Raw genomic sequence first — 12072 nt, 5'->3', positions numbered from 1 at the left:
CCGGTCCGGCGTCATGCCATCGTGGTGACTGTTGATCGTGCTCGACTCTCTGTCGGAGGCGGAGCGGAGTTGAATACTGTTTCGGAGCATTTCGAATCCGTGGTTGCAAGGTCGAGTGACGCTCCAGCTGTGATTTTCGGAGATTCCGTCGTCGACTACGCGGAGTTGAACGCGAGGGCGAACCGGCTTGCCAGACGCCTGATATCGGCGGGCGTCGGACCGGATTCCCTGGTCGCGATCGCCGTACCACGCTCGCCCCGCCTGATCGTCGCGGTCCTTGCCGTGCTGAAGGCCGGCGGCGCGTATCTGCCGCTGGACCCGACCTATCCGGCCGAGCGTCTTTCGCACATGGTCGTGGACGCCCGGCCGGTTCTGCTGCTGCGGACGGAGAGCGTCAGCTCACTGGAGCTCGGCGTGCGCGAAGTCGTCCTGGACGAGGCCTCCTTCGAGGCGGAGTGCGCGCGGGAGCGGACCGACGACATCGCCGAGGACGAGCGCCTGGCGTCGCTGACCCCGGCCCACCTGATGTACGTCATCTACACCTCCGGGTCGACCGGCGTGCCCAAGGGCGTCGCGGTCAGTCACGCCGGCGTGGCCGACCTGGTCACCACGCAGGCCAGGCTGTACGGGGTCGGCACCGGTGACCGGATACTGCAGTGGGCGTCGTTCAGTTTCGACGCCTGGTTCTGGGACTTCACGCTGGCGCTGCTGCAAGGTGCCGCCCTCGTCATGGCCGAGCAGCACGAGCTGATGCCGGGCGAGTCGCTGCGCGAGACGATGCTCAGGCACGAGGTGAACCACGCGGTGCTGCCGCCGGTGGCCCTGGGCATCACCGACAGCGAGGGGCTGTTGGTCGACGGCACGATCACCTCCACCGGCGACGTCTGTACCAGGGCCCTGGCCGAGGAGTGGTCCAAGGGCCGGGGCCTCTACAACGCGTACGGTCCCACCGAGGTGACCGTGGGCGCGTCGATCGGCGGGCCGATCGAGGGCCTCCAGGACGAGGTGACCGTCGGGACCCCGTGGGACGGCGGCGCGGTCTACGTCCTCGACGACGCTCTCCAGGACCTCCACGACGGCCGGGAGGGCGAACTGTTCCTGGCCGGATCCGGAGTCGCCCGCGGCTATCTCAACCGTCCGGGCCTGACCGCGAGCCGGTTCGTCGCCGATCCGTTCGGCCCTCCCGGAAGCAGGATGTACCGCTCGGGAGACAGCGGACGGCGCGGGCCCGACGGCCAGTTCTACTTCACCGGCCGCGTCGACCACCAGGTCAAGGTCCGCGGCTTCCGTATCGAACTCGGCGAGATCGAGGCCCGTCTGGAAGCGCACCCCGCCGTGGAGATCGCCGTGGCGGTCGTCGGCGGAGACGACGTCTCGACCGAGCACATCGTGGCCTACGTCAAGACGTCGGCGCGTCACGACGTCTCCGACATGGAACTGCGCGAGCACACGCGCCGCGCGCTTCCCGAGCACATGGTGCCGTCGACGGTGGAGATGCTCGACCGCTTCCCCACGCTCCTCAACGGCAAGCTCGACCGCAAGGCGCTCGCCGAGCGGGCGCGGCGCTCCACCGCCGGCACGGCCGCGGTGCCGTCCCCCGCCACCTCCGGCAGGGACACCGCGCTGTCCGGCGAGGAGGCCCTCTTCGCCATGGTGCGGGAGACGCTCAAGGTCGCCGAAGCGAACCCGCGGGACAACTTCTTCGATCTGGGCGGTCACTCGGTGCTCGCCGCGAAGCTGGCCAGCCGGATCCGTAAGGAACTCGGTGTGATCGTGCCGATGCGGGCCATCTTCGAGGCCAAGACCCTGGGCGAGCTGGCCCGGATCGTGGGCGAGGCCAGGGGAGCCGACGAGGCCAGGCCGTCCTGACGCCACCGCCGGGCCGTCCGTTCCCCCGTCCTCGGAAGCAGTAGTGCAGCAAGACGCCGCGGAGTCGACAGTGTGCAAGGGAGCTTGGAATGTCATCGGACAGTGCTGACCTCGGCGCGGGGGCTCCTGTCGCCACGATGGCCGGGATGGATCGCGACACCCTGCGCGGCATGGTGTCCGAACTGCTGGGCATCGAACTGACCCCCGCGGACGACGACAGCAGCCTCTTCGAACTCGGCCTGCAGTCCCTGGAGATGATGCGTCTCGCGGGGCGGCTCGGCCGGGCCGGTATCGAGGTCACGTTCACCCAGCTGTCCGACGACCCGCGGTTGCTGGCCTGGTTCGACCTGCTCGCTCCCGGCACCGATGCCGCTCCCGGCACCGATCCCGCGCCTGCCCCCGCGCCGCCGGCGCCCGCCCAGGAGCACGACGACCTGGGCGAGGGGCCCTTCGCGCTCACGGCGGTGCAGCAGGCCTATCTGATCGGCCGCGCCGACGACCAGCCGCTCGGCGGCGTCAGCTGCCACGCCTACCTGGAGTTCGACGCGACGCAGGTGGACGCCGAGCGTCTGGAGAACGCCGTACGAGCCCTGATCGACCGGCACCCCATGCTCCGCGCCTCGTTCGCCGACGACGCGACCCAGCGCATCGAGCCGGCTTCCCCCTGGCCGGGCCTCACCGTCCAGGACGTCCGCGAGCTCACGGACGACGAGGCGACGGCCGCCGCACTGGCCCTGCGCGACCGGCTGTCGCACCGGCGCCTGCGGGTCGATCGGGGCGAGGTCGTCGACGTCCGTCTGACCCGGCTGCCCGGCGCGGTGGACCGGCTCCACTTCAACGTCGACCTCCTGGCCGCCGACCTGGCCAGCATCCGGGTGCTCCTCGACGACCTCGCCGTCCTCTACGACGACCCCGAGGGCCTCGACGACATCACCTACACGTTCGGTCGCTACCTCGCGGACCAGGAGCGGCTGCGCGCCACGGAGCGCGAACGGGCCCGCGCGTACTGGCGGCAGCGGCTGCCCTCGCTGCCGGGCGGACCGAAGCTGCCCCAGGCGATCGACGCCGAGGCCGTCGTCGTACCGAAGTTCGTCCGGCGCTCCCGTGCGCTCACGGCCGAGGAGTGGCGCCGCATGGAGCGGTGGGCGGGCGAAGCCGGCCTGACTCCCTCGGTGGTGCTGGCCACGGCCTTCGCCACGGTCCTGGGGCGGTGGAGCGGGGAGGACCGCTTCCTGATGAATCTGCCGCTGTTCCACCGCGACCTCGACGCGCACCCGCAGATCGACCGAATCGTCGCCGACTTCACGGGTCTGGTGCTCGTCGAGGTCGACCTGACCGGTGAGAGCTTCGCCGACTGCGCCCGCACCCTGCAGAAGCGGATGCACGAGGACATCGGACACGCCGCCTACTCCGGCGTCGACGTGCTGCGCGACCTCGTCCGCATGGACCCGGACGCACCGCGCACGGCACCGGTCGTCTTCGCCTGCGACCTGTCCGCGCCGCTGGTGCCGGACGCCTTCGAGGCCCGCTTCGGCGAGGCGACGTGGATGATCTCCCAGACCCCGCAGATCTGGCTCGACCACCAGACCTACCGCACCCGCGACGGCGGGGTGCTGCTGGTGTGGGACGCCGTCGAGGAACTGTTCCCGGACGGTGTGCTGGACGCGATGCTGTCCGCCTACGACGAGCTGGTCCGCGGCCTGCTGGACGGCGGCTGGGACACCACGCTCCCGGCGATCCCGCTGCCCGAGGCGCAGCGGCGGCAGCGGGAGCTGGTCAACTCGGCCACCCGCCCGCTGAGCGAGAACCTCCTGCACACGGCGTTCTTCGAGCGGGCCGCCGAACGAGCCGGGCGCCCCGCCCTGCTGTGGGGCGAGACGGACTCGATGGCCCACGACGAGCTGGCCCGGTGCGCCCTGGGCGTCGCGGGGGCGCTGGAGCGGCGCGGTGTCGGCCCCGGCTCGTACGTCGCCGTCGTCGCCCCGAAGGGCCCGCAGCAGATCGCGGCGGTGCTCGGAGTCCTCGCCGCCGGTGCCGCCTACGTGCCCATCGGCGTCGATCAGCCGGCCGAGCGGCGCGCCCGCATCCTCGAACTCAGCGGCGCCCGGGTGATCCTCGACGGCGGCGGCGCCCTGGAGCCGGCCGGCACCGGCGCCGAGGTGCTGCCGATCGACGAGGCGATACGCGCGACGCCGCTCGACGCACCGGTGGGCGTCGACCCCGACGCCACCGCCTACGTGATCTTCACCTCCGGCTCGACGGGCCTTCCCAAGGGAGTCGAGGTCAGCCATCGCGCCGCGGTCAACACGGTCGAGGACATCGACGAGCGGTTCCACGTCGGGGCCGACGACCGGGTCCTCGCGGTGTCCGCGCTGGACTTCGACCTCTCGGTGTGGGACGTCTTCGGACTCCTCGGGGTGGGGGGCGCCGCCGTCCTGGTCCCGGAGTCCGGCCGCCGCGACGCCAACGAGTGGCTGGCGCTCTGCCGCCGGCACGGGGTGACCGTCTGGAACACCGTCCCGGCGCTGCTCGACATGCTGCTGACCGCCGCCGAAGGGTCCGCGCTGCCGGAGACGATGCGCCTGGCCCTGCTGTCCGGTGACTGGATAGGCCTCGACCTGCCCGACCGGCTGGACCGGGCGTCGAGCGGCCGATGCCGGCTGATCGCCCTCGGCGGTGCCACGGAGGCCGCGATCTGGTCGAACGCGTACGAGGTCACCACCGTGCCGGAGGGCTGGCGGTCGATCCCGTACGGGAAGCCGCTGCGCAACCAGAAGTTCCGCGTGGTGGACGGCCGTGGCCGGGACTGCCCCGACTGGGTGGCCGGCGAACTGTGGATCGGCGGCAGCGGTGTCGCCCTCGGCTACCGGGGCGATCCGGAACTGACCGCGGCACGCTTCCCCGAAGTGGACGGCGAGCGCTGGTACCGGACCGGCGACCTCGGCCGCTACTGGCCGGACGGCAACCTGGAGTTCCTGGGGCGTCTCGACCACCAGGTGAAGATCAACGGTTTCCGCGTCGAGCTGGGGGAGATCGAGACCTGCCTCCAGGCCCACCCCGCCGTGGCGCAGGCCGTGGCCGTACCGTTCGTCGAAGGGCGCCGCGAACTCGTCGCCGCCGTCGTCGAGCGGACCACGGCGCCGGAGCGGAGCCCCCGGGAGGCCGCCGGCGAGCGTTCGGACCACGCCTTCCTGCCGCCCACGGCCGACGCCGCGGCAAAGACCGCCCAACGGCTCCATGAGCACCGCCTCGTCGAGGCACTGCTCGCGGGCGTCGTCGCCCCGCTGATCGGGCCCGGCGACGACACGGCACGGAGTGCGGCCGTCTGCGCCGAACAGCGTCCGGTCGTGGACATCTGGCTCGCGTACCTGACGCGGCGTTCCGTCCTCGTGCGCCGCGCCGACACGACGTACGAGCGGGGTCCCCGGTGGAGCGAGGTCACCGACGCGCTGTGGGGCAAGCAGGTGCGCGAAGCCACCCACGGCACGTGTCTGGAGCCCGTCGCGACCGCACTGGAATGGGCCGGACCGCTCCTCGCGGCCATCGTCTCCGGCGACGCCGACGCCCTCGCGCTGCTGGACGACCCGGTACTGGCTCCGGAGGCCCTCAACGATCTGATGCCGGGAGCGGCGGAGTGCCTCGCCACCGTCGCCCGCGACCTCCGCGCGCGTACCGTGGATCCGGCACCGGCCGCCGTCGCCGAGTGGGACGTGGCCGGCGGCCGGGGCGCCGTACGGCTCCTCGCCCAACTCGAGGCGGACGTGGCCGAGTACACCCTCCTCGGCTCCTCCAAGCCGGCGCTGGCCAGGGCCGAGGCGCTGCTGAGCGAGCGGGGGCAGCGGGTGCACACCGCGGTGCAGGGCGCCGCCGCGATCGCCGGACAGCACGTCCACGCGTACGACGCCGTCGTCGCCAACAACGTGCTGCACCGGATGGAGGACCCGGAGAAGGCCGTGGCCACCATGGCCCTGCTCCTCGCGCCCGGCGGACGCCTCTACCTCTTCGAGCGCGCGTACCCGACACCGCTCGCCCTGGTCGCCGCGCTGCCGCTGGAGGCCCGCGCGGGCAGGTTCGACGAGGAGCGGCCGGAGCGCGCCTGGCTGTACGGCCCCGAACGGTGGACACGGGCCTGCGCCGCGGCCGGACTCGGCGACGTCCGCGTCCTGCACACCGAGGCCACCGGCGAGATCCTGCTGTGCGCGGACCGGCCCGCGTCCGCCCGGGGGATCGACGTGGAGCAGGTGCGCGCCTGGGCGGCGGACCGGCTGCCCGACCACATGGTGCCCGCGCACCTCGTCGTCCTGCCCGACCTGCCGCTCAGCGCCAACGGAAAGGTCGACCGGCGCCGCATCCACACCGTCGTGGAGCACTCCGTCGAGCGGGCCCGCGACGTGGGCGACCCACCGCGGGGCGACACCGAGGTGTTCGTCGCCGAACGGTGGACGAAGCTCCTGGGCGCGGACTCGGTGGGCCGGGACGAGAACTTCTTCCTGCTCGGAGGCGACAGCCTGCTCGCGACACGCTTCGTCGCCGAGGTGCGGGAGGCACGGGGCGTCGAACTGCCCATGCGCGAGGTGATGCGCACCCCGACCGTCGCGGGGCTGAGCGCGCTGATCGACCAGCTGGCGCCCGCCGGCGGCGAGCGGCCGGCCGACGGCTGGGACGACGGTGACGACTGCGAAGAGGGTGCGGTGTGAACGCCAACGAACTGCTCGACGCGTTTCGCGTTGCCGGAATCCGGCTGTGGCGGGACGGGGACCAGCTGCGCTTCCGTGCCCCCCGCGGCGCCATGACCGACCAGCGCCTCGCGGAGCTGCGCCGCCACAAGGCCGAGCTGCTCGCGATCGTGGCCGACGGCGCGGAGCCGCCGCGGGCGGGGCACGCAGACGCTCCGGTGTGGGAGGCCCGGCCCGAGGAGCGGGAGGAGCCCTTCCCGCTGACCGACATCCAGTCGGCGTACCTCTTCGGCCGCAGCGCGGCCTTCGACTACGGCGGCGTCTCCTGCCACATCTACCTGGAGTTCGCCTACCCGGCCGACCTGGACCCCGACCGGTTCCAGCGGGCGTGGGACGGCCTGGTCCTCCGCCACGACACCTTGCGCACGGTCATCCAGGAGGACGGCACCCAGCGTGTCCTGCCCGTGCTCCCGGACACCGCGGTCGAGGTCGCCGATCTGCGCGGAGCCCCCGACGACACCGTCGACAAGGCGATCGCCGGAGTGCGCGACGACCTCTCCCACAAGGTGCACCCCACCGGCGTCCGCCCGATGTACGAGCTGCGCCTGACCCTCGCCGCCGAGCGCAGCGTGCTGCACGTGTCGGTGGACTTCATGGCCCTGGACTGGATCAGCCTGCAGCAGGTCCTGTCCGAGCTGGACCACACGTACGCCCGGCCGGACCGCGAACTGCCGCCGGTGGACGCGACCTTCCGTGACTACGTGCTGTCCGAGCGCCGCCTGCGCGACACCGAACGGTACGCACGCGACCGCGCCTACTGGTCGGAGCGGATCGACGAGCTGCCCGGCGCCCCCGTGCTTCCGCTGCGCGACGACCACGACCCGGCGACGACCCCGCCCCGCTTCCGCCGTCTCACGGCGACGCTGGAGAGCCGGGTGTGGCAGTCCCTGAAGACGCGCGCCACCGAGCGCGGCATCACCCCGGCCAACGCGGTGCTCGCGGCGTACGCCGAGACCATCGGCCGCTGGAGCAGCACCGAACGCTTCTGCCTGGGACTGCCCGTGCTCAACCGGATGCCGCTGCACCCGCACGTGGACCGGCTGCTCGGCGACTTCACCTCCCTCAGCCTGCTCGCGGTCGAGAACGAGGGCCGGACGAGCCTGACCGAGCGGGCCCGCGCACTGGGCGAACGCGTCTTCGACGACCTCGACCACCGGCTGTACAGCGGCGTGGAGGTGCTGCGGGAGCTCGCCCGGCGCCGAGGCCGTGAGGCCGCGGTGCTCCCCGTGGTGTTCACCGGCAGCATCGGGGTCGGCAGCCCGCCCGCGTCGCCGGCCGGCCGCGACCCGCGCCCGGTGTACGGCATCAGCCAGACCCCGCAGGTGTGGATCGACTGCCAGGTCGGCGACCCCTTCGGCGGCCGCCTGGACATGAACTGGGACGTGCGGGAAGGCGTCTTCCCGGACGGTCTCGTGGAGGACATGTTCGGCGCCTTCGAGGGGCTCCTGCGCCGGCTGGCCGAGCACGACGAACCCTGGTCGGCCGTGGATCCGCAGCCGCTGCCCGAACGGCAGCGCGCCCTGCGGAGCACGGCGAACGCCACGGAGGCACCGGCACCCGACTGCCTGCTCCACGAACCGCTCGTCGCCTACGCCCGCACCCACCCCGACCGGGTCGCGGTCGTCGACGCCGGCGGGTCGCTCACCTACGGCCAGTGGCTGGGGCGCGCCGCCGGAGTGGCCGAGCGACTGCGGGCCGCGGGGTGCCGCCCCGGCGACTTCGTCGGCGTCCTGATCGACAAGTGCCGGGACCAGGCCGTCGGTGTGCTCGGCGCGCTGCTCGCGGGCGGTGTGTACGTCCCCGTCGACCTCGGGCAGCCCGCGAGCCGCCGTGACCGGATCATCACCACGAGCGGTACCCGGTTCGCGGTCGTCGCGGGCGCCCCGACCGGTGCGCTGCCGCCCGGTGTCGAGGGCGTGGACGTGACCGGCGTACGGGAGGTCCCCCTGGCCGGCATCCCCGACGAGCGTGCCGTGGCGCCCGGGGAACTCGCGTACGTCATGCACACCTCGGGCTCGACCGGCCTGCCCAAGGGGGTGATGATCAGTCACCTCGCCGCCGCCAACACCGTGCACGACATCAACCGGCGCTTCGGCGTCGACGACTCCGACCGGGTCCTGGGGCTCGCGGCCCTGAGCTTCGACCTCTCGGTGTACGACCTGTTCGGCCCGACGGCCCTCGGTGCCACGCTCGTCCTGCCGGATCCCGCCCGCCGCGGCGACCCCTCGCACTGGGCGCGGACGGTCGCCGAGCACGGCGTGACGCTGTGGAACTCGGTCCCCGCGCAGTTGCAGATGCTGATGCACTACCTGGACGTCGAACCCACCGAACTCGGCTCCCTGCGCCTGGCGTTGCTGTCCGGCGACTGGATTCCGCTGTCGCTGCCCGGTCACGCCGGACGGCATCTGCCCGGTACCGAACTGGTCAGCCTGGGCGGGGCGACGGAGGCGGCGATCTGGTCGATCCACCACCGGCTCACGACCGTCGAACCGCACTGGCGGAGCATTCCGTACGGAACTCCGCTGGCGAACCAGCGCTTCCACGTCCTCGACTCCGCCCTGCGCGACCGGCCCGAGCTGGTCACCGGTGAGCTGTACATCGCGGGCATCGGGCTGGCGCAGGGCTACCTCGGCGACCCGGAGCGGTCCGGGGAGCGTTTCTTCCCGCACCCGGAGACGGGGGAGCAGCTCTACCGCACCGGTGACCTGGGACGCTACCTGCCGAACGGTGAGATCGAGTTCCTCGGCCGCGCGGACCACCAGGTCAAGATCCGCGGTCACCGGATCGAGCTCGGCGAGATCGAGGCGGTGCTCGGGGAGCACCCGAGGGTGGGTACCTGCGTGGTGCTCGCCGCGGGCAGCTACGCGTTCGAGCGGGCTCTGGTGGCCTTCGTCATTCCCCGGCAGGGGCCCGAGCCGGTCGACCCCGCGGAGCTCGTCGGCTGGGTGGCCGAACGGCTGCCGGGCCACATGGTTCCGGCACGGGTGCGCGTCGTCGACGGGCTGCCGCTGACCCCGAACGGAAAGATCGACCGCAAGCGACTCCTCGAGTCGGCGCCGGCGCCCACGCCCGGTGCGCCGCGTGCCGAGCGCTCCGAGCCGCCGCGGCCGGGCCTCGAGAGCCGGATCGCCCAGCTGTGGGTGGAGGTGCTCGGTGGCGAACTGCCCGGCCGCGAGCTGGGGTTCTTCGACGCGGGCGGCAACTCGCTGCTGGCGGCGCAGTTCGTCGGCCGGGTCCGCGAGCGCGTCTCCGAGGCTGCGCCGGCCCCCTTCGACGTACTGCTGCGCGTCCTCCTGGACACACCGACGGTCGCGGGCCTCGCCCAGTGGCTGGAGACCGCCGGGGCGTCGGCACCGGTCGTGGAGACGCCGGAGTCCCGGCGCTCCTCCCTGGTTCCGCTGGGCGGCTCGGGGGACGGACCGGTCCGGCTGCTCGTGCCCGACGGAACGGGAACACTGACCGCGTACCAAGCACTGGTCGCCGAACTCGCCGCGGACGGACCGCTGGTGGGCCTCGCCCTGCCCGACGGCGAGCCCGCCCTCGCCGGCGACGCCTCGGACCTCGTCGAGGAGCCGGCCGTCCGCTACGCCCGCGAGGTGCGGGCCGCCGGACACGACGACGTCGAGATCATCGGCCACGGCCTCGGCGGCCCGATCGCGCTGGAGCTGGCCCGCGCCCTGAGCGAGGCCGATGTGACGGTGCGGCGCCTGACGATCCTGTCCGGCCACCGCTTCCCGTACCTGTCGCGGGACGACCTCCTGGTGGACTACGCCTTCACCCGGGCGACGGGTGCCGACCCGGGAACTCTCGGCTGGCCCGCCGACGAGGCGGCGGTGGGCCGGGCGATCGCCGCTGCTGCGGCGGCCGGCCCGAGCACCGCGGTGGAGAGCACCGTGGCGGAGAGCGCCCTCGCCCGCCTGACGGGCGACCAGGAACTGCTGGAGGTCGCCGAGCGGTTCCGCGCCCTCGGGCAGCGGGACCTCGCCGAACGACGGGCGGAACTGCACCGTGCACTCGCCGGATCGGACCCGGCCCTGGGCGGCGCCGAGCGGCTCGCGGCGATGCACACCGTGTTCGCCCGGCTGGTCGAGGCGGCGGCGCGGTACGCACCGGAGCCGTACGCCGGAGACCTCACCCTCCTCCGTCCGGCCACGGACCTCCTCCCCGGCCCGCGGGACGCCACGGCCGACTTCTGGCGCGAGGTGTGCCTGGGCGATGTGACGGTGGTCGACATCGCCGGCGACCACCACGGCTGCCTACGGCCACCGCATGTCGCAAGGACGGCGGACGTGATCGCGGCGCGAGGGGCGGACCACCGATGACGCGCGCGACCTCGGGGCCGATGCGTGTCGTGGTGTGCGGCACGCGCTTCGGCCAGGTGTACCTCTCGGCCCTCGCCCACGCCGCGCCCGAGCGCTTCCGGCTCGCCGGCATCGTCGCCCGCGGCAGCGAGCGGTCGGTGGCCCTCGCCAAGGAGTACGGCGTGCCGCTGTACGGAGCGGTCGAGGAGCTCCCCGACGACATCGACGCGGCCTGCGTCGTGGTGTCGACCGCGGTCGGCGGCGGGCGCGGCGTCGAGCTGTCCCGGGCCCTGCTCGACCGGGGGATACACGTCCTCCAGGAACACCCGCTGCATCCGGACGAGTTGGCGGACTGTCTGCGGACGGCGCGCCGGGCCGGTGTCCAGTACATGGTGAACACCTTCTACCCCCATGTGGAGCCGGTCCGCCGGTTCATCGCCTCCGCGCGCCGGCTGGTCCAGTTGCGCCGGCCGGTGTTCGTCGACGCCATGTGCGCCGTACAGGTCTCCTTCGACCTGCTCGACATCCTGGCCGAGATCTTCGACGGGCTGCGCCCGTGGTCGGTCTCCTCGGCCGGAGCGGCCGCCGGTCGCCCGCTGGCCTGTCTGGACGGACAGATCGCCGGGGTTCCGCTGACGCTCCGCGTGGAGAACCGGATGCAGGCCGGGGACGACAGCACCAGCCTGCTGCTGCACCGGATCACCGTCGGCACCGACGCGGGCAATCTGATGCTTGCCAACACCCACGGCCCGGTGATCTGGAGTCCGGTGCTGCGCACGCTCTCCGGCTCGACGGGGGAGCGACTCCCCGGCCGGGACGACCCGGAGGAGCTGTGGCCGGACGGTCTCGCCGTCACGGGGGAGTACGTGGGGCCGGCGGAGACGCCCACCTGGAGGGCGGCGATGCACGACGTGTGGGGCGAGGGCGTGCTCACCGCGCTGGACCTGCTGCGTGAGCGCGTCGACGCCGGCGCCGACCCGTTGCGGGGCGGCCAGCGGCATCTGGCCGTCGCCCGGGCCTGGCAGGAACTGACGGAGATTCTGGGATATCCGGAGGTGGCGACGCCCGAATCCGGAGGCCCGCTGACGGCTGCCGATCTCTAGGCCGCAGCCGTGCTGCTCGCCGTGACCGCTCGCGCTACAGTGATATCGGAACGCGTTTCAAAA

General features: G+C 73.0%; 4 protein-coding genes. All 4 read left to right on the top strand.

What is annotated here, in order from left to right; genetic code table 11:
* Positions 1-21 precede the first annotated feature (21 nt).
* The 4 genes from ACZ3OF_RS28685 (at position 22) to ACZ3OF_RS28670 (ending at position 12009) form a co-directional block, all read left to right on the top strand.
* On the top strand, positions 22-1869 hold the full coding sequence (locus ACZ3OF_RS28685) for a non-ribosomal peptide synthetase (RefSeq protein ID WP_467307628.1): 1848 nt from the start codon (positions 22-24) through the stop codon (positions 1867-1869).
* Between the two features lie 146 nt (positions 1870-2015).
* The gene (locus ACZ3OF_RS28680) at positions 2016-6566 is read left to right on the top strand and encodes a non-ribosomal peptide synthetase (protein ID WP_467307626.1); all 4551 of its coding nucleotides are present in this window, start codon (positions 2016-2018) and stop codon (positions 6564-6566) included.
* Positions 6563-10927 (top strand): non-ribosomal peptide synthetase, encoded by a 4365-nt coding sequence (locus tag ACZ3OF_RS28675; RefSeq protein ID WP_467307624.1) that lies wholly within the window; start codon positions 6563-6565, stop codon positions 10925-10927. Before ACZ3OF_RS28680 ends, ACZ3OF_RS28675 begins: the two co-directional genes overlap by 4 nt.
* Positions 10924-12009, top strand: a complete 1086-nt coding sequence (locus ACZ3OF_RS28670; RefSeq protein WP_361674710.1) for a Gfo/Idh/MocA family oxidoreductase — start codon at positions 10924-10926, stop codon at positions 12007-12009. Before ACZ3OF_RS28675 ends, ACZ3OF_RS28670 begins: the two co-directional genes overlap by 4 nt.
* Positions 12010-12072: the final 63 nt, after the last annotated feature.

This window comes from Streptomyces sp. NPDC022552 (assembly GCF_055561875.1).
The sequence above is the reverse complement of the archived record's forward strand: the minus strand, read 5'-3'. Positions and strand labels throughout refer to the sequence as shown.

Coding starts and splice junctions, on each gene's coding strand:
- ACZ3OF_RS28680 (WP_467307626.1), top strand. CDS start 2,016: ATGGATCGCGACACCCTGCGCGGCATGGTGTCCGAACTGCTGGGCATC.
- ACZ3OF_RS28670 (WP_361674710.1), top strand. CDS start 10,924: ATGACGCGCGCGACCTCGGGGCCGATGCGTGTCGTGGTGTGCGGCACG.